Source organism: Mammaliicoccus sp. A-M4, from assembly GCF_022386955.1.
Lineage (GTDB): Bacteria > Bacillota > Bacilli > Staphylococcales > Staphylococcaceae > Mammaliicoccus > Mammaliicoccus lentus.
This window is the reverse complement of the sequence record NZ_JAJNHH010000001.1, coordinates 320,165-345,020: the sequence shown is the minus strand read 5'-3', so window position 1 is coordinate 345,020 and position 24,856 is coordinate 320,165. Positions and strand designations below refer to the sequence as shown.

The following is a 24,856-nucleotide window of genomic DNA, read 5'->3' as shown; positions in this document are numbered from 1 at the left end:
ACTTTTATGAATATATTATCATTAATTGAGAGACAAGTAGTAAACAAGAGTAAACATGCAGCTATGATTGTTGGAAATGACCAAGTGAGCTATCAAAAATTATGGCAAGATTCACATCATTTAGTTTATAAATTAAAACAATTTCCTAATAATGCGAAAATAGGTATTGCTATAGAAAATCCAATATCATTTATAAAGTGGTATGTTGCTATTTTAATCAATAAACAAATACCGTGTGTAATTGACCCTCATTTAAACAAAGATAAATTGGATTCCTTAATCGACGAATATAACCTTGATGGATTGATTAATAATAAATCAAATGTATTTAAATATAATGTGCCACATAAAGAAAAACTAGAAAATATATTGCATATTGGATTTACCTCAGGAACAACAGGATTACCTAAAGCATATTTGAGAAATCATGAATCGTGGGTTAAATCTTTTGAATACAATGATATGTTAATTGATAATAATATCGATGTGTTAGTTGCGCCAGGGCCTCATGCTCATTCATTATCTTTATATGTTATGATCTATGCACTATGTACTGGTAGAGCATTTATTGGGCAGGTACAATTTGATACGTTGTCTTTGTCAAAAGTATTACAACAAAATACAGATTCAAAAGCAATGTTTATAGTACCTACAATGTTACACAGTATGATGAATCATAATCTAAAATTAAATAAAGTTGAGACTATATTTACTTCTGGTTCTAAACTTTCTCTTCCAATGTTCAACAAATTTAAAGAACTATATCCTGAAATTAAATTAATTGAGTTTTTTGGAAGTTCTGAAGCTAGTTTTATTAGTTATAATATAGATGGTAAAGCAGCATATAATTCAGTAGGCTATTTATTTCCAAGTGTGAAAGTGAAATTAAAGGATAAAGATCAAAATAATATAGGTAAATTGTACGTTAAAAGTGATATGACTTTTAGCGGATATTTAGATGATAATATAGAAGTAAATTGGGTGAAGGTTGGTGACTGGGCTTCTCTCTCTGAAAACGGAGAACTATACTTATACGGTAGAGAAAGCAATCGGCTAATTATAGGAGGAAGAAACATCTACCCAGAAATCATAGAACAAGAACTAGTTAAATTAGATGGTATTGATGAGGTAATGATTTTAAGTGAGAAACATAATAAATTTGGTGAAATAGCGGTTTTGTTATATAAAGGAAGTACATTTCTTTCTCATGTGGAATTGAAACGTACATTACTAAGCATAGGTTTAAACCGATATGAAATTCCATCAAAACTCATTAAAATTCAAAAATTCTTATATACATCTAGTCATAAAATAGCTAGGAATTTGATAGAAGAGGCTTATAAAGAAGGCGGTGCAAAATGGAAGCAGTTATTGTAGAAGCAAAAAGGACTCCTTTTGGAAAATATGGCGGCATTCTTAAACATTTGGAACCTGAAGAATTATTAAAACCACTCTATAATTATTTGAAAGATAATCATAATGAAGCAATAGAGTACTTAGAAGAGGTTGTTTTGGGAAATGTGATAGGGAACGGTGGAAATATAGCTAGAAAATCTTTATTAGAAGCTAAACTATCACAACATATACCGGGGGTAACGATAGATAGACAATGTGGCTCGGGATTAGAAGCTGTTACATATGCTTGTAGGATGGTTCAAGCAAATGCTGGAGAAGTATATATAGCTGGAGGTGTTGAAAGCACGAGTAGAGCTCCTTGGAGAATAAAACGACCACAATCAATATATGAAACTGAACCTCCACAGTTTTATGAGCGAGCTTCATTTGCATCAGAAGGATCCGATCCTTCTATGATTGAAGCGGCTGAAAATGTTGCACAAGTATATAATGTATCTCGAAAATCTCAAGATGAGTATGCTTATAGTAGTCATCAAAAGACTTTGCAGGCTATTAAACAAGGACATTTATTACAAGAAATCTTACCACTAAAAGTAAGAAATGAAACTGTTGATAAAGATGAAAGTATAAAACCTAGATTAAATTTAAAGACTTTATCTAGATTAAAACCATTTATTCAAAATGGCACGGTCTCAGTAGGTAATAGTTGTATGAAAAATGATGGCGCAGTATTGCTGCTTATTATGAGTAAAGAGAAAGCTATTTCATTAGGCTATAAAGAAGGTTTAGAATTTGTGAATAGTGCTGTTTCTGGCGTGAATCCTAATTTGTTAGGAATTGGACCTGTACCAGCAGTTGAAAAATTATTAAAAAGAGAACATTTATCAATTAAAGATATTGATGTCGTTGAATTTAATGAAGCATTTAGCTCACAAGTACTAGCATCAAAAGAGTTGTTAAATATTCCAGATATTAAATTTAATATTTATGGTGGAGCATTGGCAATAGGCCATCCATACGGAGCTAGTGGAGCACAACTAGTAACGAGATTATATCATATGAAGCAAATGGAATATTCCATAGCTACGATGGGTATAGGAGGCGGTATGGGACATGCGACATTATTTAAACGATGGAAAAGAGAAGATTGAAGTTTCGTTTAATCTTAAAGATGTAGAAAATTATAAAATGTTAGTTTCTATAAACGAGGATAGTCTTTATGTTCCACCATTATATATTGCAAAAGTTTGGCCTAAATTCAAAATATTTAGTCGCTATATTAATAAGGAAATTTTATTAAGAGAAACTGAAGTTAATTCATACAAAGGATTAAAAGTAGACATCCCATATAATGCAACATTATATAAAGAGACTTCAAAGCAATTAAAAAAATATAAACTGCATACATTTTGCTTAATGATTTCAAAAGATAAAACAACTTATTTAAAAATAAAACAAACATTTGTCGAAAAGAGTGAATATTAATGAAGTTTGATCATCGAATGGTTCAAAACTATTTAGAATTGATTGAGGATTCAAACCCAGTACATGATGAAATTGTTCCAGGACAACTTGTTTGTGAGTGGCTATTACATAACGTTGAATGGAATAGTTTCAAAATAAAATATAAACAACCAATTTCAATAAATGAAAAGTTATATAAAGAAGAACAAGAAACGTTAATAAGATGTTCAAATAGTGAAGGTGTAACAAAGATAGAAATAATGAAATGTTAATAAAAAAGTAGGAACGGGACAGAAAATTTTTTTTGAAAGATTTCGTAGAATTGTCTTGCCAAGAATGACTAGGGTTGAAAAAACTTGAGATAAGTACATTTTTAATCCAGTCAGCTACTTCCAATATAACAAAAGAGACTGAGGCATTCATTTATGTCTCAGTCTCTGCTATTAGGGTGGGAGTATGAAATCTTTTTATTTAACGTAAAATCTTGTAGCATCTAATTCGTCTTTAAAAGCTTTCTTATCATTAGCCGATTTTTTATTAAATTCTTTTAGGAAGGATTGGTATTTTGGTAGCACCTCTTCTGTATCACCAAATTCTTTCAGTCTTCCCCCTTCGATCCAAGCTATTTTTGTACAGAAATCTTTAACTTGATTAATATTATGACTTACAAAGAATATTGTTTTTCCAGCTTCTTTAAATTGGTTCATTTTGTCTAAACTTTTCTTAGTAAATGTTTGGTCTCCGACTGATAAAGCCTCGTCAATTACAAGAATATCAGGATTAACCGTGACATTTATTGCAAAACCAAGCTTAGATTTCATACCACTAGAATATTTCTTGACCGGTTGGTATATAAACTCGCCTAGTTCTGAGAATTCGATAATTTCAGGAGTCAGTTTTTTAATTTCTTTTTTAGTAAATCCTAATAAAAGCATCTTATATTCAATATTATCAATACCATTTAATTGTGCATTTAAACCAGAATTGATTGCTATAACATTTACATCGCCATGACGTTCTATAATACCTTCAGTGGGCTGTAATGAACCGCCAATAATATTACTCAATGTTGATTTGCCTGATCCGTTAATACCGACTAGACCGATGATATCTCCTTCATAGGCAGTAAATGTAATGTCTTCTAATGCAAAAAAGCGTTTAGACTTAAAATTTGGAATAAAAACGTCTTGTAATCTTTCTTTATTAGTTCTGAAAATTTTATATTCTTTTGTTAAGTTTTTAATAACTACTGATTCTTTCATTTGTATCCATTCCTTAAAATTAGTAACATATCTATTATGCATTATTTTATCGATTTAGTAAATTTATTGTAAATTATGTGAGAATAATGTAAATTATATATGTTCTATAATTCTGTTATTAACCGTTATAAATATATCATCTAACGTAAAATGATGCTATATTTATGATTAGGTTATAAATGTAAAAGCGAAAGAGTGATATTAATGCAAGCTGTATTAACAGTGATAAAGGAACACTTTAAAAACTTTTATTTAATTCAAAGGTTAGCACGATTCCAATTGAAAATTTCTAACCATGATAATTATCTAGGTCTAGCTTGGGAGTTAATTAACCCTATTCTACAAATAGGTGTTTATTGGTTTGCATTTGGTTTCGGTATACGTCAAAACGCACCGGTAGATGGGATACCATTTATATTTTGGCTATTAGTAGGTATTAGTATGTGGTTCTTTGTAAACCAGGGTATTCTTGAAGGCACAAAATCTATATCCACCAAATTTAACCAAGTAGCAAAAATGAATTTTCCTTTATCAGCAATTCCTGCTTATATTTTAACAAGTAGGTTTTATGGACATATTATTTTAGTTTTAGTTATTATTTTAATTTGTATGACTACAGGAATATTCCCTTCTGTTTATGTTTTTCAATTAGTTATATATTTACCAATGGTATATGCATTTGCTTTCTCTGTTTCAATGTTAACTTCAACTTTAGGTGTGTTAATTCGAGATACTCAAATGGCTATGCAGGCAGTTCTGAGAATGTTATTTTACTTATCGCCAATACTATTCGTACCTAATAAAGGTTCTATAGTAGAAATGTTAATGAAATTTAATCCGGTATACTTTTACGCTCAGGCTTATAGGGCATCAATATTATATGATTATTGGTACATAGTTGAGCATTGGAGACTAGCTCTTTATAATGTCTCCGTCATTGCTTTATTCTTTGTAATTGGATCGATACTACATGTTAAATTTAGACAAAGATTTGCTGACTTTATTTAAATCTAAATAATTCAAATAAGGATTGCTCAAAAGGGTAATCCTTATTTTGTAAATTCAACTTAAGTTAGGTAGGTTGTGTAACTATGTTAAGAAATATCATTAAACAAATATATTTGTATTTATTATATGGCTTGGATAAGCTTATTAATCATAAAATTAAGCAAGACCATGTGGTCGTTTTTATGACATTTAAAGAAGACGTTTTACCGATTATTAAAGCATTGAAGCAAGAAAATTATAAAATAACGATTATTGCACATCCAAGATGGATGAAAGAAATAGAATCAATAGATGTTGAAAATGTAATTAATTTGAAAAACAAATACTTATATCAACAAATTAAAGCTATTAAAAGTAGTAAAACAGTAATTATCGATACATATTATTTATTATTAGGCGGAATTAAAAAAAATAAAAACCAAAAAATTATTCAAACATGGCATGCAGCTGGAGCTCTAAAAACATTTGGGCTTGAAGACAAAAGTATTAATCAAAATAATAAACGACAAATTAAAAATTATTTATCCGTTTATCAATTTACAGATTATTATTTAGTTAGCTCAGATATCATGAAAGATATATTTATAAGAAGCCTTGGTGCTAAAGAATCGCAAATGTTACCATTTGGTTTACCAAGATTAGATCAATATAAGCATAAAATAACGAGACCTAAACAAGATAAAAAGATAGCGTTATATGTTCCAACATACAGAGATTATACAGATGAAATTGTAACTATAAATAAACAAGCATTTGAACAAGCATGTCCTGAATATCAATTAATCACTAAACTACATCCTAGTATAAATAGTGAGAAATCAGACAGTCGAGATATCCAAACTTTAGTTGAAATAGCTGATGTAATTATTACAGACTATAGTTCTTTAAGTGTAGAAGCTTCTTTATTAGATAAACCTATTATTTTTTATAGTTATGATGAAGATATGTATAATGAAAAAAGAGGTTTAAATGAATATTATTATGAAATGACAAAGATGAACAAAGCATTTAATGAAGACGAATTGTTCGAACTTGTAAATCAAAACAAAATAAATAAAGATATAAAACCAATGTGGCATAAATATACAGATTTTAATGCAACTGAAAAGTTAATAAATTTTATACAAAAGGATGAATGATGTTATGAAAGTAAGTATTATTATCCCTGTTTACAACGCTGAAAATACAATAAAAGAAACAATAGCATCTATTTCCAGTACATATGACCATGAAATTATTTGTATTAATGATGGTTCTAAAGATAAAAGTGCAGAAGTAATAAGTGATTTATCTCAAGATAATATTGTCCTGTTAAATAGAGAAAATAAAGGTGCTGCAGCGACAAGAAATGAAGGTATAAGTATAGCGACTGGCGAATACATTATGTTTTGTGATGCTGATGATAAGTTAGGTGAGGGCATCGTAGATAAAATGGTGGAAGCAATAGAAGCAAATAATACTGATATTGTCGTTGGGCAAATATCACATCTAGTAGGTGAAGAAGTACGACCTATTAAGACATTTAATGACTTGAAGCCAATCTCAGATACAGATTTAAATCATTCTCCAGAAGTTATTCAATCTATAGGTCCATATGGCAAATTATATAAAAAGAAAGTATTAGAAAATATAAGATTTGATGAAGATATCACATTTTGTGAGGAACATACATTTAATTTAACAGCTTGGGCTAATAGTAAGATAACAATTATAGATGAATTAACTTATTTATATAATATTGGAAATGAAGATTCAATCGTAGCAACAAGTTATAAAAATATAGATAAGTATTTAAATGATGCAACTAAAGTGAGAAAAAGAACTCTAAATATATTAAAGAATTTAGAGGATAATGTATCCCAATATTATAGTTATAGAATGGATTATCTAATCATATATTTCTTAATTAGAAATAATTACTTAAAAACAGAGAATTTAAATAGTTTACTTGATGCAGCGACCAATTATTTAAAAGTAATTAAAGATGTAGATAACGAGCACAAAGAGAAATTAAAAGACATAGTATTAGCAATATCTACTCATGTAGGACATAACAAATTTGTTAGTATATCTAGAGCATTAAACATGTATCATACTAAAAAAACATACAGAAGTTACCAAATGAAAGCAATAAAATTAAAAACTAAAATGACATTAAGAGATTTGAAAAATAAAAATAGTAAATCAGCTCATTAATGTTTATTGGTATAAAAAATGAAGTAATCTATATATAGATTACTTCATTTTTTTATTTTGATTGATTTAATATATTAATATAGATATATTCTAATGTTTTTTCAGTGTTTCCATCATAAGGTTGATCAAGTTTATTACAAGCTAGTGTTATAATGTAATTATTATTTGAATATGCCACTACATCATTACCAAAAAATATTCCTCTAAATCTTTGGTGGTGCTTGTATTGATAAAAACCATATCTATAAGGTTTGGGATAAGTATTTTTACCATCTTCTGATAATAAACTTTGGGTTGCTGTTTTATTTCATAATTGATTTGTTCTAAAGGCGTGTATAAGCTTTGTCATGTCATTTGTTGACATATATACATTACCAGCGCCGTCATATTTGTCTAAATTATATGTAGGTGTATGAATATTTTGAGTCGGCTGGGATTTATAGCCACGCACCAAATATTTTTCATGTTCCAAATCATTATACCTTGAAGTAAAGTGTAAATTTGCCTTTTTAATAATTCTTTCTTTTAAATTCTGTTCGAAGGATTTATTTGTAGCAACTTCTATTATTTTCGCAATTGTTATGTAATTGACATCATTATAATTATATTGATGATATTTCTCTGGTAAAACACCTTTTTGTTTAATGCTTTCAATTGCACTGTCTAAACCAAAACTATTGGAATTAGGTGAGAATTTAGCTAAACCACTTTGATGAAAAATTAAATCTCTAACTGTAATTGCATAGTAATTCTGGAAGTTAGGTATATATTTATTAACATTATCATTTATATTAATCTTTCCCTCATCTTCTAATTGTCTTAGCATTATTCCAGTTAAAAATTTGTTTGCAGAACCAATAAGATACATTGAATTTTCATCATTAGGTATATTCTGTTCTATGCTTTTTTGACCATATGCTTTTGAAAATATTGTATTATCTTTTCTATATATTGTGACATTTCCATTAAAATTTATTGATTTTAAATATGCATCGACATCTTTATATAATGGATCATCATCTTTTCGTTTGTAAGCTTCTTTATTAGTAGCGCTATTTTTATCTTTTGTGTCACTTTTTTTCTTTTGGGTTGAAGCAATAGGTTTTGATTGTTGAACCTCCACTTTTGAACATTTGAGGTTCAATGTAATATAAACGATTAAAGCTATAATGATTAAACTCATTAATATTAATAGTATATTTTTCATCTGTTACTCCTATTTTACTTATAAATACATTACTTCTAATATTTTACATTATTCCTTTTAAAAATAGAACACATAATGTGTTCTATTCGTTGCCATATAATTCTTTTTTAATTTGAGTAGTTGAAATACCTTCTGTTCTTTTTAAATAAATAACTTCGCATTCGTCTTTTAAGAAGTCAAATTCGCCTTCCCAATCATGCCCCATTAAGAAAGTATCCACTTTGAAAGTTTTTACATCATCAACTTTTTGTTCCCAAATGTTCTCAGGGATAACTAAGTCAACATATCTAATGGATTCAAGCATCATTTTTCTTTGTTCGTAATTATAGTAAGACTTTTTGTTTTTTAGCTTATTAAACTCATCAGTAGACAGAGCAACGATTAAATAATCACCATATTGCTTTGCTCTTCTCAAAAGTTCAATGTGACCGTAATGTAATAAATCATAAGTCCCATATGTAATAACTCTGCGCATTATTTTTCACCTCGCTTAGTATATATTAAAGCTTAATACATAAATAAAATTATGTAAACAATTTGTATATTTCGAAAATCGGATTAAAGTATAAAATAAACACTTTATATTTAGTGGAACTATAGCATATTGCTTTAGTTTTATGGTGTTTATTGTAAGTGTATAATATAATAAGATATAAAATATAGTTAAAACTTAGATAAGAGGAGTATGTATGGATAAGAAGCATTTTTTAATGACAGAAGAATCATTTAGAGAAACGATAACATTTTATAACAAGAATGAAATTGATCAGAACGTAAATTTTAAGTTAAATACGTATTTAGACAAAGTACTGAATCCTCTTTTTCCATATAAATATGATTTTATACTTAACAATAAAGAACAACTTGTACAATTAATAAATAAAATGGCATATAAACCTTCAAAGAAAAGTATCTTTAAATATTTAGAAAATAAAGCTATAAGTCATGGAAAATTTTATTTTTCTTACTTATTTTCTAAGATAAGAAAGTCATTAAGTTCAATGAGATCAAATTATTATTCTTCAATGATTTTACCTAGAAAATTGAAGAATAATATTATTTATGAATCATTTAGTGGTAAAGCATTCTCTGATTCTCCTAAAAAACTCTATCAATATTTATCTAACCAATTAAAAGAATATGAACATATAGTAGTGGTTGACAATGATAAACTAAAAACTGAATTAGACAATTTAAATATTAAGACGGTGAACAAAAATACAAAAAGATATTTTAAGTTATATAGTAAGTCTATGGTATGGATATCTAATACTAGACTATCCCCCCAAATAGAAAAGAAGTCTAATCAAATTTATATTCAAACATGGCATGGAACTCCGCTAAAAAAATTAGCGAATGATCAAACTGTTGTATCAATACCGGGTATCACTTTGGAAGAATATTTATATAGTTTCAAAAAAGAAACTGAGCGATGGGATTATTTAATATCACCTAGTGAAATTGCTACAAGTAGATTCAAATCAGCTTTCAAATTGAAAGAGGATCAAATATTAACGTTAGGTTATCCTCGTAATGATGACTTAATTAATTTGAATCATAAAAGTTATATAAATGAGTTGAAGAAAAAACATAATATACCTTTTGATAAAAAAGTTGTATTATATGCACCTACGTGGAGAGATAATGATAGAGAACAAATAGGTCAGTATAATTTTAACTTAAAATTAGATTTGGAAGATTTTAATTCAAAACTTGGTAATGAATATATATTAATTATTCGTGCCCATTATTTAGTTTCTGAAAATTTAGATTTAGATAAACACAACAATATTTATGATTTATCAAATGCAAATGATATAAACGAGTTATTTTTAATGAGTGATATACTGATTACAGACTATTCTTCGGTATATTTTGATTATGCTAATTTAAAACGTCCTATTTTATTTTTTGCATATGACAAAGAAGAGTATGCAAGTGATATTAGAGGCTTTTATACTCCGTATGAAGAAGGAATACCAGGGCCAATCTTTACAGAAAGCGAAGCCCTAATAAAATATATTGAAAATAAAGAATATGATTCACTTCCTTATGATGAAAATTATATTATGTTTAATAAAAAATATAATTATTTAGATGATGGTGAAGCAACTAAAAGAGTTGGTAATGAAGTAACTAAAATCCTATAAATAAAGAGGATATTTTAAAAATAAAAGCAGAAAAAATTCGTATTGATTGAATTTTTTCTGCTTTTTATTGTGTGTATCGTATAACCTGTTTGTACTCGCATCTAATTAAAGGTATTATTTCATTAGTTAGTGTTTCATTGTTAAGAGTAAGTCAATTTTATTAAAAGTATGAAATAGGTTGAGGTGTAATATGATTAAAATAATTGAATTGAACAATGATGAAAAAATCATAGAAATAATTAATAAACTTTCTTCTGATATTTCACATGTCATATTAAAAGAAAATACTACTAAAATTAATAAAGATGTTCTAGAAACTTTAAATTTAGATAATTATTCTGCTGTTGTAGATTTTACCGTGAATGGTTATTACATAAATGATTGTCGTTATTTTGGAGATGAAAAAATAACTGCGAATAAGTGGTTTAGTAATAATGTTCTATATCCGAATATTATTTTTAAAGTAGAAGATTTGAAATGGTTGATTGACCGTCATGAGTGGGCGAGCCTTCTTGATATATGTGTTAAAGCTGTTGTTGAATTAGAAAATATATTCATCAATGGTCATGTCATTTTCGACTTTGATGAGAAATCTTCAAATAATTATTTAGATTTAAATAATTATGAAGATGATGATTATGTTAATCATTTTTATTTAAATAAATGGTTATTACTTAACAATCAAAAGGCGCAATTTAATAGGAAGAATACAACTTTACCTAATAATGCTAGAATGATAGATAAGGTAATGTACCGTTCGTATTTCAAATTACCTAATAAAATCTATTTGAAGATGCATCATCAATCATTAATGAAACAGAAAAATGCAGTTAATATATATCATAAAAATAAGGATGCTATTAAACCTTATATTGTATTTTTAGGATTTGACTATGGCTACAGAGGAAATTCTAAATATTTATTTGAATATATAAAAAATCATACGAACTTTACTGTATATTTCATTACAGATGAACAGCAAGGTGAAAGTTTTGTTTCTCCCCAACATTCTGAAACTCAAAACTTAATTGAACAAGCACAAGTATTAGTACTAGAAAGCTATATACCTGACGGTTTAAAACCAAATGGCACTATCATACAATTGTGGCATGGTACGCCAATTAAAAAGCTATTTTTAGATAGTAATGAACTTCATCAAAATAAAAATATATATAATTATAGAGCACGTAAATATAATAAGTTGATTAAACATAACTATTTCATTACTGATACTAAAGAGATTAATTCAGTATTCAATACTGCTTTTCCTATGCAAGAAACTAAAATAATAAGCAGTGGATATCCAAGAAATCAATTTTTGATAGAGCATAATGAGGATAACCAATTGATTAGTCAAATAAAAGAAGACTTACAATTAAATAATCATAAACAAACGATATTATATGTGCCTACATGGAGAGATAATAAAGAAGAGCAATATTTATTGGAGTTTCCAAAAGAAATTACTGATCATTATAATATTATTTATAAATGTCATATAGAAGATAAAAATATAAAAAAAACAAATTATATTGATCCATTAGATTATGAAACGCAGCAATTAATACTTGTTGCTGATATGTTAATAAGTGATTATTCTTCGATTATATTTGATGCATTGACGATTGATAAGAAAGTATACTTATATACACCTGACTTTGAATCGTATAAATATCATCGTGGCTTATATGAAGAAGTATTTAATACAGTTAATCAAAATCAATATTTTGAATCTAATAAAATGTTTGAAGCAATATCAAATCAACATTATATTAAAGTAAATAGCAAATATATTAATAAAAATAATCATTCATATGAAACAATACAAAGTATAATTGATAAACATATGAATAAAAATAGGTGATGACATGAAGTCTTTTACATTTATCGTGCATAATATTTATCATATGGGCGGTACAACTAAATCAATATCGAATTTAGCAAATGTACTAAGTGAAAAAGGGCATAAAGTTAGGATTATTTCTGTTTTTAAAGCAGCTTCAAATCCATACTTTAATTTAAATAAACAAATTGAAATTATACCTGTAATAGAATATAAGAGGTCAATTAAAGGTATACAAAATGTAGTAATGAATAGAATTAATAAATATACATCATTTATAAGACCAAAAGTTATTAATAAATATGAACCTGGATTTTATCAGTTTTCAAGTTATATTGAAAAGAAATTAATAAAAGCTATAAAACGTGTTGATACAGATGTTCTTATAGGTACAAGGGCAAGTTATAATTTACTTGTTGCAGAATTTGCCCCTCGTAACATTCTTAAAGTAGGTATGGAACATATGTATTTGCATGCTCATGAAGAAGCATATCAAGATGATTTAATTCAAGGATATGAAAACTTAGATATTGTCACGACGCTTACGAGTGAGGATCAATTGGATTATCAACAAGAGTTGAAACATACACCTGTTATTATTGTTCCTAATATATTAAAAGAACATAAATACAGTATGCCAAAAGAAAATCTGATTGTAGCGGCAGGACGTTTTGAACATGAAAAGGGCTTCGATTTATTAATTGAAAGTATCAATAATATACAACAAACAATGAGAGACTTGGATTATAAATTACATTTATATGGATCAGGTCAAGAAAAGAATCAATACTTGAAACAAATTAATGAATATAATATTGAAGATATTGTAGAGATTAAAGAAACAACTAATGAATTATCTAAAGTATTATCTACAAGTAAAATTACTGCAGTGCCTTCGAGAGTAGAAGGGTTCGGGTTAGTTATATTAGAAGCGATGTTACAACAAAGTGTAGTAATAGGATTTCACGATTGTTATGGTCCAGAATTTCTTATAGATAATGAAGTGAATGGCTATTTAATAGATAAAAATGATATAATAAGTTTTAGCAATCGTTTAACTCATATTATGCAAAACTATGAAGATTCAAATATACAAAATATAATCAATCATGCTGAGCAAAAAGTAAAAGAGTTTGACGAAAATATTATATATACACAATTTATAAAAGATATAAAAGAGATAAAATAGTTATTGATTGATGTTAAAGGAGAATGACTATGGTTAAGAAGGTTAAAAAAGCTATAATTCCAGCAGCAGGTTTAGGAACGAGATTTCTACCAGCAACAAAAGCAATGCCAAAGGAAATGTTGCCAATATTAGATAAGCCAACAATTCAATATATCGTTGAAGAAGCGGTAAGAGCAGGTATAGAGGATATCATTATTGTGACTGGTAAACATAAAAGAGCGATTGAAGATCACTTCGATAATCAGTTAGAACTAGAACTTAACCTGAAAGAAAAAGATAAACATGAATTATTACATAAAGTTCAACATGCTACAAATTTAGCTAATATGTTCTATGTAAGACAGAAAGAACAAAAAGGATTAGGTCATGCTATATGGTCTGCTAAACAATTTGTAGGCGGGGAACCATTTGCTGTACTATTAGGTGATGATATTGTTGAGTCAGAAGTACCAGCAATCGAACAACTTATAACACAATACAATAAAACAGGTAAATCAGTCATTGGTGTACAAGAAGTAGATTATAAAGATACACACCGTTACGGTATTGTAGACCCGATTTTAACGAAAGACAGATTGTATGAAGTAAAGAAGTTTGTTGAAAAGCCAGCTGAAGGGACAGCACCATCTAACTTAGCTATAATGGGTAGATATGTATTAACACCCGATATTTTTGATTACTTAGAAAATCAAGAAATAGGAGCAGGTGGAGAAGTCCAATTGACTGATGCTATTGAAAGATTAAACCAAGATGATCAAGTTTTTGCTTATGATTTTGAAGGGGAACGTCATGATGTTGGAGAGAAACTTGGATTTGTAAAAACAACAATTCAATTTGCATTAAACAACGATGAAATGTCAGAAGATGTTAAAGAATTTATTAAATCATTAGATATTAAATAATAAAAAAAGTCCGGCACATGAATAATGTCTCGGACTTTTTTATTGCTTTGTTGATATTTGTTAGGAAAAAATATTTTTATTTTGTTCTATTTTTAATTTAGTATTAAGATATTGTAAATTTTATATATTAACCTTTATATTCAATTTTCTTAAAGATATACTTACCTTTGTATAATATTTTAAGGAGTTTTGAATATGGTTAATAACCCGATTGTCATAGAACATAAATTCAGGCCAGAAATAGAAGGTTTAAGAGTAGTTGCAGCTCTACTCGTTGCCATATATCATATATGGTTTGGTAAAGTGTCCGGAGGCGTAGATGTTTTCTTTGTTGTTTCAGGGTTTCTAATCACAACCTCTATTATTTCAAGATACAATAAAGAAGGTGAATTTAAATTTTTACCCTATATTAAAGGTTTAATAAAGCGCTTATTCCCTTCGGTATTAACTGTGATATGTGTTACAGCAATTCTGAGTTTTTTCTTTTTACCACAATCTATTTTAGGAAAAACAATTAAAGAAATATTCGCTTCTTTATTTTATTATCAAAATTGGCAACTCGCTTTATCTAGTACAGATTATTTAGATAAAGATCAGATGAAAACACCCGTTGAACATTTTTGGGCCATGTCAATACAAGGTCAATTTTATATTATTTGGTTTATTTTATTTAGCGCAATATTTTTGTTATATAAAAAGAAGAAAAACTTAAATATTATTAATATCATGAATTTATTTTTAGGGACTATATTTGTAACATCTCTCATATATTCAATTTATTTAACCCATGTAAACCAACCGTGGGCATATTTTCATACTTTTACACGAGTATGGGAATTTTCTTTAGGTGGTTTGTTAGCAATTAATTTATCCAAAATTAAAGTGAATAGATATATCGCGAGTATAATCGGTTGGGTCGGTCTATTTGGACTTATACTAACAGGAATATTATTTGACGTATCTACAATGTTTCCTGGTTATATCGCTTTATGGCCAATGTTATGTGCCGTATTCATATTAGTTTCAGGAAATCACGAAACTAAATTCGGTGTAAAAAGATTTTTAGGTTCACCAGCAATGGTTAAAATTGGTGGTTTATCATTTGGTTTATATTTATGGCATTGGGTTATTTTATCGTTTTATCAATATCATAATGATAATCGACCAGGGGTTTTTATAGGAATATGCATTATTATACTATCATGGCTGTTGTCATATTTAATGACACGCTATATTGAAAAACCTATTAGAACAAATCAAAATGATAAAAATTCATTCAAAAAAATGGGAGTAGGTTTAGCGGTAAATATATGTGTATTAGCAGCGTTATACGTAATCATTTTAAACTCTCCATTTGATAAAGAAAAAGAAGCATTAAGTAAGACTTATCCAGGAGCTATGGCCATAGATAAAAAAATGCAAGGTAACAACGAAAGTGAACATATACCAAACTTTTCAGATATTCGAGATGAAACACCTGATTCATCTAAAGATAAAGTGCATCAAGCAATTGGTAAATCCAAAGTACTCGTTGGAGAATATGGAGAAAAAGAAAATTATGATAAAACAATCGCATTAGTCGGAAGTTCACATGCTGAACATTGGCTAGGCGCATTACAACAAGCAGCAAAAGAAAAAAATTATCGAGTATTAAATATGACTAAATCAGGATGTGTACTTACAACAAATGATGCTGATAAAGACTGTACAGAATGGAATAAGAATTTAATAAAAGAAATTGAGAAACAAGATATCGACTTAGTTGTAACAACTGCAGATGTCAGTTCAGATATAAATGGTAAAGTAGATCCATTACAAATTGAACAATTTAATAACATAACTGATACTAAGAAGCCTATTTTAGCAATAAGAGATAATCCCAGATATGAATTTAATGTACCTGAAACATTAGAAAAGGTCGGTGAAAAAGAAACAATCAAAAAAATGAATGCAAAAAATAGATTGCCGAAAACATCAAAATGGGATCAATTAAAAGAAAAACCTAAAAACACAGAATATGTAGATTATACAAAATACTTTAAGAAAAACGGACAATTCGTACCTGTAATCGGTAATGTCGTCGTATACATGGATAAAGGCCACATGACGAATACTTATTCAAAAACATTTGGTCCGATAATTCAAGAAGATATAGAAAAATATTTAAAAAAGACTGGGACTTAACTTTCCTAGTCTTTTTTATTTATATTCGTGATTTATTTACTTTATATTGTTTAGCAATTGTAAAGTTTGATAAAAGACTGTAAACCCTTCCTTAAGTATCTGTTAATCGACTGTTTATTGCTTTTATAATCGTTACAATGTATTTAACATTACAAAAGTAATAGCTTAACAATTTATTATTAAAGGATGGTTATAATATGAAATTAACAACTATAGGTCTTGGATATATTGGTTTACCAACTTCAATTATGTTTGCAAAGCATGGTGTAGATGTAGTTGGTGTAGATATCAATAAAGAAGCAGTAGATAAATTAAATAACGGACAAATTCATATTGAAGAACCAGGTTTACAAGAAGCATATGAAGAAGTTCTTGCAAAAGATAAATTTAAAGCAAGTTTAGAACCAGAAAGAGCAGATACATTCATCATCGCAGTACCGACACCTAATAATAATGACGAATATGAATCTTGTGATATTACGCTTGTCATGAGCGCTGTTAAATCAATCGTACCTTATTTAGAAAAAGGTAATACTTTAATAGTCGAGTCAACAATAGCACCTAGAACAACTGACGATCATGTGAAACCGTACCTTGAAAGTCAAGGTTTTACAATAGGTGAAGATATATATTTAGTACACTGTCCAGAACGTGTATTGCCTGGAAAAATACTACATGAACTAGTACATAATAATAGAATAATAGGTGGTATGACACCTGAGTGTGTTGAAGCAGGTAAAAAAGTTTATGGAACATTTGTTCAAGGAGAAATGATTGAAACGAATGCTAAAACTGCTGAAATGAGTAAATTGATGGAAAATACGTACCGTGACTTAAATATAGCTTTAGCAAATGAACTCGCTATGGTATGTAACAACTTAGATATTAACGTACTAGAAGTTATCAAAATGGCTAACAAACATCCAAGAGTAAATATTCATTTACCAGGGCCAGGCGTGGGCGGTCATTGTTTAGCGGTGGATCCTTACTTTATTATTGCGAAAGATCCAGAAACTACTACTTTAATTCAAGAAGGTAGAAAGATTAATCGCTCAATGCCTCAATACGTTATAGAAGAATCTAAAAAAATATTGAACGAAGTAAATGGAAATAAAATTGTTGTATTTGGTTTAACTTATAAAGGAGATGTAGATGATGTACGAGAATCTCCGGCGTTTGATATATACAATGAATTAAGAAAAGAAACAGATTTAGAAATAGAAGCATATGACCCTCACGTTGAGTTGGCATTTGTTGAAAAAAATGTACAAAAAGCAGTGAAAGATGCTTCATTAGTATTAATATTAAGCGATCACTCTGAATTTAAAACATTAACAGATAATGAATTCGAAGGTATGAGAGATAAAATTATATTTGATACTAAAAATATCGTTAAAAATGATTTTAATAATACTCAATATTATAATTACGGTAATTTATATACTTTTGGTAAAGAAAATATATATTCATTCAATAAGTAAAAAATGAGGGGTCTATTATGATTGATAAAAATAATCCATATATTAATGCTGGATTAAGTTTTCAAATAATTTTAAAAGAGAAAGAGAATCAAGAAATTTATGATGCTGATAATATAGAAATATCAGTAGGTTTAGTAACTCAATATTTACACAAAGTATTGAAAGTCATTTCAATAAAACATATTGGTGACGACTTATATGGTTTAATTGCTCAAGGTACAAATTTGATAGGTTGGACTAAGTTAAAAGATTCTATCAAATTGATTTCTAAACCGTTCGATACAGTTAGAGTAGATTTATCTAACTTTAACGCACCACAAATAAATAGAGAATTAGGGTTTAAAGTCGATTATAATTTATTGTTTAATGAGAAAAACTTTTCATCTAGGGCACTATATATATATGAAGGAGAAGTAGTAGAAGCGGTGTTTAATAAAGGATTGTTTGCAGGTTTTGTTTATGCAAAAGATATTGATCGATCAATTGTATGCAATACTAATACAGCAATTAAACAATCAACAACATTATATCAAGATAGTTCGTTGAACAAGTCTATAACGTTAGATTTACTCTCCGAAAGTATTAATTGTGAAAATGTAAAAGTTGATCTAGTTTTTACAAGAGCCCAGTCAGCACGAATCATAATTAAAAAAAAGAAATATTGGATTAGCATATCAGATTTTGAGGATATAACGTTATTTAACCATTTGGAAAATTACTCATATGAATCATATACAGAAAAAGAATTAGAAAATCTTGATATTATTACTAGAATTGAAGATGAGCGTAATGAATCAAAGGTTGCTATAACTAAACTTATAAAAGAAAATATTGCTTTACAAAAATATAAACATACAAATAACTCTGGAGATATGGGTAGATATGAGCAGTTATACCATAACTTAAGAAATTCAAAATTAGGTAAAATCCAAACGAAATACTGGACTTGGAGAAATAGGAGGAGATCGAGATGAACATAAATAAATCGACAAAAAAAGAAAACCTTCCAATTCAAACCACTAAAAACGAACTTACAAACTTTGATGATAAAAGCAAAACACAACAATTAAAAGAAGTTTTAGAAATTGTTGAAAATGATTATATGCATGCAATATATAAACTAAAGAAAGTAAAAGATAATACAAATCATCAAAATTATTATAAAAGAGTAGCAGTGGAATCAAAATTAGATTTTCTTGAAAACCATAAACAATATTTATCTCAATCTATCTCTTCTTATAAATCTAGAATATTTAAAAAGTCTGAGTATAACGTAGGTTTAGTAGCAGATGAATTTTTATATAATTCATTTAAAGATATTGGCAATATCGTCTATATAAATAGTGAATTTAAAGGTTTAAATCAAGATATGGATGTCTTAATTGTAGCAACTACTTGGAAAGGAATAGACGATAGCTGGACGGGTTTAGCTTCTGTTAATGGTGAGAAAAGACAACTGTTAATGGAAGGTATACGCAAAGCTAAAAGCATGGATATTCCTGTAGTATTTTATTCTAAAGAAGACCCTGTTAACTTCCATCTGTATAAAGATATCGCAACAGAATGTGATGTCATTTTAACATCAGCAGCTGAAGTCGTAGAGGATTATAAAGCTTATTGTAACAATGAAAATGTCCATGTCTTACAATTTGGTGTTAATCCTCATTATCATAACCCTATTGATACTCGAAAAGAGGATAATCAAAAGTATAATAATGATGTTATATTTGCCGGTAGCTGGACTAAAAAGTATCCAGTTAGAAATCAAGAATCAGCTAGAATGTTTGATGAATTGATTAAAAATGATAATGACTTAACAATTATAGATCGTAATTTACCTTTAAGAAGAGAACGTTATCAGTTCCCATCGAAGTATATACCATTTTTAACAATGCCCATTGATCATGAAGAATTGATGAAGATACATAAAATATATAGGTGGGCTATAAACGTAAACTCAGTTAAATATTCAGAAACAATGTTTGCTAATCGAATTTTTGAATTGCAAGCATTTGGTAATTTAATATTATCTAATTACTCAGTAGGTGTGAATAACCAATTTCCGAATATATTCATGGTAAATCATGAATCAGACGTTGCTACTATTATGAATGGCTATAAAAATTATGAATTAAATGATATGCAAGCTAAAAGTATTAGAAGTGTGATGCGTAATCATACAACTTATCACCGGTTAGATGAAATCTTTAGCTATATCGATAAGAAACCATCTCAAAAAGAAATGTTAATCTTAGTAGTTGTTGATAAAAAAACACCAGAGATGGAAGAAATTTTGAGAAGACAACTCAATGTTAATTTTGATGTAATTGAGCAAAATGAATCTATAGCTGAACAAGAAAAGTATGACTTTATAACCTTTATGAATGATTCAATACAATATGAAGAGTATTATTTAGAAGATTTAATTTCAGCTTTTAAATATGTTGATGTAGATTTTGTTACTAAAGATGAACAATCTGAACCACACCAATATATAGAAAAAGTACAAAATAAATATTTAACAATGTATCATAGAGATGTTATCGATTCAAATTTAGAAGTAAAAGAAACAAATAATGGATACAACCTTGATCAGTCAGAAATTTATAAGCCTTCTTTATACGGTCAAAATAATCAACAGAAAAAATTAAGCGTGATTGTACCAATTCATAATAATGGTACATATTTAGAAGATAAATGTATGAGAAGTTTAAGACGTTCTTCTATATTTAATAATATGGAGATTATTTTTGTAAATGATGGAAGTACTGATAAAGAAACAATTGCGATAATTGATAGATTAAGACGTCGATTTCCAGAGATTGTTTATCATGCATACGAGGATGGTTCTGGAAGTGCTTCTAGACCACGAAATAAAGGTGCAGAATTAGCTTCTACAAAATACATTACTTATCTTGACCCAGACAATGAAGCGACGGGTGACGGATATGCTAAATTATTAGAAGAAATCGAAAATAATAAAGACGTTGATATGGTAATAGGAAATATTATAAAAGAAGACAATAAACGTCGAGCTATTTTTAACTATGCTGGTACTGTAACAAAATATAATGATGGTAAATTATTAATTAACGATCCTAAAAAATATATGAAAAAATGTGGTTTAAGAGCACAAAGTATACAGGCTCTTATTATAAAAGCTGATATCATTAAAGATAATAATATTAAAATGATTGAAGGCGCTGCAGGTCAGGATACATTATTCTTCCAAGAATTGATGATACATTCAAATAAAGTAAAAGCAGTTAAAGATGTTATTCATATGTATTATGCTGCTGTAACAGGGTCCGTTACAAATTCAGTATCAAAAAAATTATTCGAAAAATATTATGCGTTAGAAATTGAAAGAATACCATTTTATGAAAAACATGATTTAATGAATTCTTATTTAGAAAATAGATTTAATTTTTACGTTAAAGGGTGGTATTTACCACGATTAGAAAAAGTAAAACCTGAAGAAAGAACAGAAGCTATAAAGCGATTTTTAGATATTTATGCTTTATACGATCAATATAAGAGACCAGAAGATAATGATTTAATCAATTATGTAGAAAATTTAAAAAAAGAAATACAATAGTTTTTACATTTTTAATAAATGATTGATAGAACTATTAAAAATATAACAATCAAGTAGGTCGTTAAGCATGAAAATTGTTGCAGAGATATTTAAAGAACAAATCTATAATTTACCCAAGATATTTAAACTAGCGATATATAATATGAAGAGTCAATACGCTAATCATTATCTTGGTGTATTTTGGAATATATTACAGCCTATGCTTCAAGTAGCTGTATATTATCTTGTATTTGGGTTAGGTTTAAGAGGGGATGCAAGTGCTCAAGTTGTAGGTGTTCCCTTTTTAGTGCATTTAATTTCAGGTTTGTTCCCATGGCTGTTTATATCCCAAGGAATTAATACTGGAGCAGCTGCCATACAAGGTAATGTTGGTCTATTATCCAAAATGAAGTTCCCATCTTCAATATTTATCTCTATAGCTTTAACAAATAATATGATTAATCTGATGATTACTTCGTCTATATTATTTGTTATTTCTGTTATAAATGGTTATGTACCATGGTGGCATTATTTCTGGTTTATATATTTTATCGTTGCCTCATTTGCGATTATTTTTGGTATTTCATTAATAATGAGTACTTTAGTTATTATTATACGAGATACTAAAAACTTATTACAAAATATTATAAGAATGCTATTCTTTATGACACCAATATTTTGGGCTATGGAAGAAGCACATGGTATTTTACAAAGAATTGCGAGCTTAAATCCTTTCGCATATTTAGTAGGTGTGTACAGAACAGCCTTTGTACATGGTAATGTTTCAATATATGGTCAATGGCATGACCATATTTATTTCTGGTTAATTACAATATTATTAATATTAATTGGTTCACTTGTTCACTCAAGATTTAAACGAAGATTACTAGACTACTTATAGGGTGTTTTTGAAATGACAAAGAAATTACTTATGATTTCACAAAATTTTTATCCTGAACTTGGTTCTGCTGCAAATAGAATGAGAATGATGTTTAAAGCTTTTAAAACTAAAGGCGCAGATCCGACGATGTTAACAACTGAACCAACATATCCAAATAGAGATTTGTTTCAAGATAGTTCATATTTTACAGATGAAGATTTAAATGAACTAGAACATAGTAAAATTATAAGAATGAAAATGCACGGTAATAAACAAAATAGCAACTTTATTATGAGATTGGTTTATTATATTGAACAATATATGCGTCTTCGAATTTACTTGAAAATGCATGATAAAGATTATGACTATGTCTATGTATCAAGTCCTAATATATTTTTAGCTTGGGCTACTTTATTTTTCAAAAAAAGTAAGCATCCAACTTATGTTCTGGAAATTCGTGACTTATGGCCGGATAGTGTAAATGGATTAAAACACGTTAATATTAGTCTATTTATACCATTACTTAAGTATCTAGAAAGAAAAATGTATAATGAAGCAGACAAAATTGTTATAAATAATGAAGCATTTAGATCTCATATTCAGTCAAAATTAAAAACAAAAATACCTATATTTTATTTACCTAATGGTTTATCGAAAACTGAATTGAAAACAGAAGAAAAGTATCGTGATTTCAGTGTTATATATACTGGAAATATTGGATATGCTCAAGATGTAAACCAGTTAATAGAGATTTGCAAAAAGTTAAATGAAAAGAAAATTAGTTTAACAGCAATCGTGTATGGTGTACAAGCTGCTAAATTTAGAGATGCAGTCCGTGAATTACCATACATTCAATTACAGAAACCTTTAGGTAGAAGTGAGTGTTTAAAAGAAATAGCAAAACATCATGTTTCACTTTCTATATTAGAATCATCTGAAGTTTTTATGAACGTTATGCCAGGTAAAATTATAGATTCAATCGGTGTGGGGACACCGCCTATATCTAATATTAGCGGTCCTACAGAAGCGATTATTCAAAAATATAATTTGGGATTTGCGAGAAAACAATGTTCCGTTAATACAATTGTTAATGAAATAGAATCATTAAAGCGTAATGAAAAATCATTAATTCAAAAATCCGAAAATGCGAAAAAATATAGGGATGAACACTTAATATGGGAAGACAATATTGAAAAATTAATTGCTTTTTTAAGAAAAGGTGAGACGCATGACACAAACATATAAAATCAAATGTGAAAATGTATCTAAAGTATATGATTTAAATGTTAGTAGAAAAGATAAATTATTATCATTATTTACGTTTGGATTAAGTTATAAATCAAAACCATATTATGCTCTTCATGATATTTCGTTTGAAGTTGAAGAAGGTACATCAGTTGGAATAATAGGGTTAAATGGTTCAGGAAAATCAACTTTATCAAATATATTGGGTGGGGTTATCGAACCTTCATCAGGCACAGTTTATACAAATGGTAAGCCATCTTTAATTGCTATAGGTGCAGGTTTGAATCCCGATTTCACAGGTGAAGAGAATATACATTATAAATGTTTGATGCATGGTATGTCTCAAAAAGAAATCAATGAAAAATTTGATGATATCGTTCAGTTTAGTGAATTAGATGATTTTATTTATCAACCTTTAAAGTCATATTCTAGCGGTATGAAATCAAGACTTGGCTTTGCAATAGCGATTCATACTGATCCTGATATTTTGATTGTCGATGAAGCATTATCAGTAGGTGATGAAACATTTTCTAATAAGTGTATTGAAAAAATGCATGAATTACAAGAACAAGGTAAAACAATCTTTTTTGTATCACATTCTGCAGGTCAAATTAAGAAAATGTGTAAAAAAGCAATATGGATTCATTACGGTGAAATGGTTGCATATGGAGAAGTACAAGAAGTAGTTAAAAGATATGTTAATCTCATACAAAAAGTTAAAAAGAAATCTAAAAAAGAGCAGTTAGAATATAAACGTATAAAAATCCAGCAACAAAGAGAAAAAGAAGTAAATGAAAAAGATGTTCATAAAGAGAAAAGACCTATAAGTTTATTAGCAATGATAGGCATGCTCAGCGTCGCTTGGATATATGTTATGCTATTTCAAGTAGGCATTTTATAATTTAATTATTT

At 28.2% G+C, this 24,856-nt stretch carries 21 protein-coding genes; 18 read left to right on the top strand and 3 right to left on the bottom strand.

Annotated features, from left to right (window positions below; all coding sequences use genetic code 11):
* Positions 1 to 6: 6 nt before the first annotated feature.
* The 4 genes from LQ682_RS01870 to LQ682_RS01855 are packed head-to-tail and all read left to right on the top strand — an operon-like array spanning position 7 to position 3,092.
* Positions 7 to 1,377, top strand: a complete 1,371-nt coding sequence (locus LQ682_RS01870) for an AMP-binding protein (RefSeq protein ID WP_218688294.1) — start codon at positions 7 to 9, stop codon at positions 1,375 to 1,377.
* On the top strand, positions 1,359 to 2,507 hold the full coding sequence (locus LQ682_RS01865) for a thiolase family protein (RefSeq protein ID WP_064205005.1): 1,149 nt from the start codon (positions 1,359 to 1,361) through the stop codon (positions 2,505 to 2,507). The genes LQ682_RS01870 and LQ682_RS01865 overlap by 19 nt, the downstream gene beginning before the upstream one ends.
* The gene (locus LQ682_RS01860; RefSeq protein ID WP_231051452.1) at positions 2,470 to 2,841 is read left to right on the top strand and encodes a protein vraC; all 372 of its coding nucleotides are present in this window, start codon (positions 2,470 to 2,472) and stop codon (positions 2,839 to 2,841) included. Before LQ682_RS01865 ends, LQ682_RS01860 begins: the two co-directional genes overlap by 38 nt.
* The gene (locus LQ682_RS01855; RefSeq protein ID WP_070045535.1) at positions 2,841 to 3,092 is read left to right on the top strand and encodes a hypothetical protein; all 252 of its coding nucleotides are present in this window, start codon (positions 2,841 to 2,843) and stop codon (positions 3,090 to 3,092) included. The genes LQ682_RS01860 and LQ682_RS01855 overlap by 1 nt, the downstream gene beginning before the upstream one ends.
* 195 nt (positions 3,093 to 3,287) lie before the next feature.
* On the opposite strand, the gene tagH is transcribed toward LQ682_RS01855, so the two are convergent.
* Positions 3,288 to 4,082 (bottom strand): teichoic acids export ABC transporter ATP-binding subunit TagH, encoded by a 795-nt coding sequence (gene tagH, locus LQ682_RS01850; RefSeq protein ID WP_239723785.1) that lies wholly within the window; start codon positions 4,080 to 4,082, stop codon positions 3,288 to 3,290.
* Between the two features lie 204 nt (positions 4,083 to 4,286).
* Here tagH and LQ682_RS01845 point away from each other — a divergent pair, with 204 nt between their 5' ends.
* The 3 genes from LQ682_RS01845 (at position 4,287) to LQ682_RS01835 (ending at position 7,286) form a co-directional block, all read left to right on the top strand.
* Entirely contained in the window at positions 4,287 to 5,090 is an 804-nt protein-coding gene (locus tag LQ682_RS01845) for an ABC transporter permease (protein WP_239723784.1), read from the top strand.
* A gap of 83 nt (positions 5,091 to 5,173) precedes the next feature.
* Entirely contained in the window at positions 5,174 to 6,229 is a 1,056-nt protein-coding gene (locus LQ682_RS01840) for a CDP-glycerol glycerophosphotransferase family protein (RefSeq protein ID WP_239723783.1), read from the top strand.
* A 4-nt stretch (positions 6,230 to 6,233) separates the two neighbouring features.
* On the top strand, positions 6,234 to 7,286 hold the full coding sequence (locus LQ682_RS01835; protein WP_239723782.1) for a glycosyltransferase family 2 protein: 1,053 nt from the start codon (positions 6,234 to 6,236) through the stop codon (positions 7,284 to 7,286).
* A gap of 307 nt (positions 7,287 to 7,593) precedes the next feature.
* Here the strand turns inward: LQ682_RS01835 and LQ682_RS01830 are convergent, their stop codons facing one another.
* On the bottom strand, positions 7,594 to 8,493 hold the full coding sequence (locus LQ682_RS01830; RefSeq protein ID WP_239723781.1) for a serine hydrolase domain-containing protein: 900 nt from the start codon (positions 8,491 to 8,493) through the stop codon (positions 7,594 to 7,596).
* Positions 8,494 to 8,575: 82 nt separating this feature from the next.
* Positions 8,576 to 8,968, bottom strand: coding sequence for a glycerol-3-phosphate cytidylyltransferase (gene tagD / locus LQ682_RS01825; RefSeq protein WP_216683091.1), 393 nt, complete (start codon positions 8,966 to 8,968; stop codon positions 8,576 to 8,578).
* A 214-nt stretch (positions 8,969 to 9,182) separates the two neighbouring features.
* On the opposite strand from tagD, the gene LQ682_RS01820 reads away from it, so the two are divergent.
* From LQ682_RS01820 to LQ682_RS01770, 11 genes are all read left to right on the top strand, one after another.
* A complete protein-coding gene (locus tag LQ682_RS01820) occupies positions 9,183 to 10,643 on the top strand; it encodes a CDP-glycerol glycerophosphotransferase family protein (protein ID WP_239723780.1) in 1,461 nt (486 codons plus the stop codon).
* A 190-nt stretch (positions 10,644 to 10,833) separates the two neighbouring features.
* Positions 10,834 to 12,507: a CDP-glycerol glycerophosphotransferase family protein gene (locus LQ682_RS01815; RefSeq protein ID WP_135031781.1), complete on the top strand. Its 1,674-nt coding sequence runs from the start codon at positions 10,834 to 10,836 to the stop codon at positions 12,505 to 12,507.
* A gap of 4 nt (positions 12,508 to 12,511) precedes the next feature.
* Positions 12,512 to 13,675, top strand: a complete 1,164-nt coding sequence (locus LQ682_RS01810; protein ID WP_239723779.1) for a glycosyltransferase — start codon at positions 12,512 to 12,514, stop codon at positions 13,673 to 13,675.
* A gap of 29 nt (positions 13,676 to 13,704) precedes the next feature.
* Positions 13,705 to 14,577 carry a UTP--glucose-1-phosphate uridylyltransferase GalU gene (gene galU / locus LQ682_RS01805; protein WP_064205015.1) on the top strand — a complete coding sequence of 291 codons (873 nt, stop codon included), beginning with the start codon at positions 13,705 to 13,707 and terminating at the stop codon, positions 14,575 to 14,577.
* Positions 14,578 to 14,772: 195 nt separating this feature from the next.
* Positions 14,773 to 16,761: an acyltransferase family protein gene (locus LQ682_RS01800; RefSeq protein WP_239723778.1), complete on the top strand. Its 1,989-nt coding sequence runs from the start codon at positions 14,773 to 14,775 to the stop codon at positions 16,759 to 16,761.
* 197 nt (positions 16,762 to 16,958) lie between these two features.
* Positions 16,959 to 18,242 carry a nucleotide sugar dehydrogenase gene (locus LQ682_RS01795; protein ID WP_064211321.1) on the top strand — a complete coding sequence of 428 codons (1,284 nt, stop codon included), beginning with the start codon at positions 16,959 to 16,961 and terminating at the stop codon, positions 18,240 to 18,242.
* 17 nt (positions 18,243 to 18,259) lie between these two features.
* Entirely contained in the window at positions 18,260 to 19,216 is a 957-nt protein-coding gene (locus LQ682_RS01790) for a hypothetical protein (protein WP_239723777.1), read from the top strand.
* A complete protein-coding gene (locus tag LQ682_RS01785) occupies positions 19,213 to 21,840 on the top strand; it encodes a glycosyltransferase (protein WP_064211319.1) in 2,628 nt (875 codons plus the stop codon). Before LQ682_RS01790 ends, LQ682_RS01785 begins: the two co-directional genes overlap by 4 nt.
* Positions 21,841 to 21,907: 67 nt before the next feature.
* Positions 21,908 to 22,720 (top strand): ABC transporter permease, encoded by an 813-nt coding sequence (locus LQ682_RS01780; protein WP_016999646.1) that lies wholly within the window; start codon positions 21,908 to 21,910, stop codon positions 22,718 to 22,720.
* A gap of 12 nt (positions 22,721 to 22,732) precedes the next feature.
* On the top strand, positions 22,733 to 23,944 hold the full coding sequence (locus LQ682_RS01775; RefSeq protein ID WP_239723776.1) for a glycosyltransferase family 4 protein: 1,212 nt from the start codon (positions 22,733 to 22,735) through the stop codon (positions 23,942 to 23,944).
* Positions 23,928 to 24,845, top strand: a complete 918-nt coding sequence (locus LQ682_RS01770; RefSeq protein ID WP_064205021.1) for an ABC transporter ATP-binding protein — start codon at positions 23,928 to 23,930, stop codon at positions 24,843 to 24,845. Before LQ682_RS01775 ends, LQ682_RS01770 begins: the two co-directional genes overlap by 17 nt.
* Positions 24,846 to 24,856 lie beyond the last annotated feature (11 nt).

Coding starts and splice junctions, on each gene's coding strand:
- LQ682_RS01780 (WP_016999646.1), top strand. CDS start 21,908: ATGAAAATTGTTGCAGAGATATTTAAAGAACAAATCTATAATTTACCC.
- galU (WP_064205015.1), top strand. CDS start 13,705: ATGGTTAAGAAGGTTAAAAAAGCTATAATTCCAGCAGCAGGTTTAGGA.
- LQ682_RS01865 (WP_064205005.1), top strand. CDS start 1,359: ATGGAAGCAGTTATTGTAGAAGCAAAAAGGACTCCTTTTGGAAAATAT.
- LQ682_RS01835 (WP_239723782.1), top strand. CDS start 6,234: ATGAAAGTAAGTATTATTATCCCTGTTTACAACGCTGAAAATACAATA.
- LQ682_RS01795 (WP_064211321.1), top strand. CDS start 16,959: ATGAAATTAACAACTATAGGTCTTGGATATATTGGTTTACCAACTTCA.
- LQ682_RS01810 (WP_239723779.1), top strand. CDS start 12,512: ATGAAGTCTTTTACATTTATCGTGCATAATATTTATCATATGGGCGGT.
- LQ682_RS01870 (WP_218688294.1), top strand. CDS start 7: ATGAATATATTATCATTAATTGAGAGACAAGTAGTAAACAAGAGTAAA.
- LQ682_RS01815 (WP_135031781.1), top strand. CDS start 10,834: ATGATTAAAATAATTGAATTGAACAATGATGAAAAAATCATAGAAATA.
- LQ682_RS01820 (WP_239723780.1), top strand. CDS start 9,183: ATGGATAAGAAGCATTTTTTAATGACAGAAGAATCATTTAGAGAAACG.
- LQ682_RS01840 (WP_239723783.1), top strand. CDS start 5,174: ATGTTAAGAAATATCATTAAACAAATATATTTGTATTTATTATATGGC.
- LQ682_RS01770 (WP_064205021.1), top strand. CDS start 23,928: ATGACACAAACATATAAAATCAAATGTGAAAATGTATCTAAAGTATAT.
- LQ682_RS01790 (WP_239723777.1), top strand. CDS start 18,260: ATGATTGATAAAAATAATCCATATATTAATGCTGGATTAAGTTTTCAA.
- LQ682_RS01800 (WP_239723778.1), top strand. CDS start 14,773: ATGGTTAATAACCCGATTGTCATAGAACATAAATTCAGGCCAGAAATA.
- LQ682_RS01855 (WP_070045535.1), top strand. CDS start 2,841: ATGAAGTTTGATCATCGAATGGTTCAAAACTATTTAGAATTGATTGAG.
- LQ682_RS01775 (WP_239723776.1), top strand. CDS start 22,733: ATGACAAAGAAATTACTTATGATTTCACAAAATTTTTATCCTGAACTT.
- tagD (WP_216683091.1), bottom strand. CDS start 8,968: ATGCGCAGAGTTATTACATATGGGACTTATGATTTATTACATTACGGT.
- tagH (WP_239723785.1), bottom strand. CDS start 4,082: ATGAAAGAATCAGTAGTTATTAAAAACTTAACAAAAGAATATAAAATT.
- LQ682_RS01830 (WP_239723781.1), bottom strand. CDS start 8,493: ATGAAAAATATACTATTAATATTAATGAGTTTAATCATTATAGCTTTA.
- LQ682_RS01845 (WP_239723784.1), top strand. CDS start 4,287: ATGCAAGCTGTATTAACAGTGATAAAGGAACACTTTAAAAACTTTTAT.
- LQ682_RS01785 (WP_064211319.1), top strand. CDS start 19,213: ATGAACATAAATAAATCGACAAAAAAAGAAAACCTTCCAATTCAAACC.
- LQ682_RS01860 (WP_231051452.1), top strand. CDS start 2,470: ATGCGACATTATTTAAACGATGGAAAAGAGAAGATTGAAGTTTCGTTT.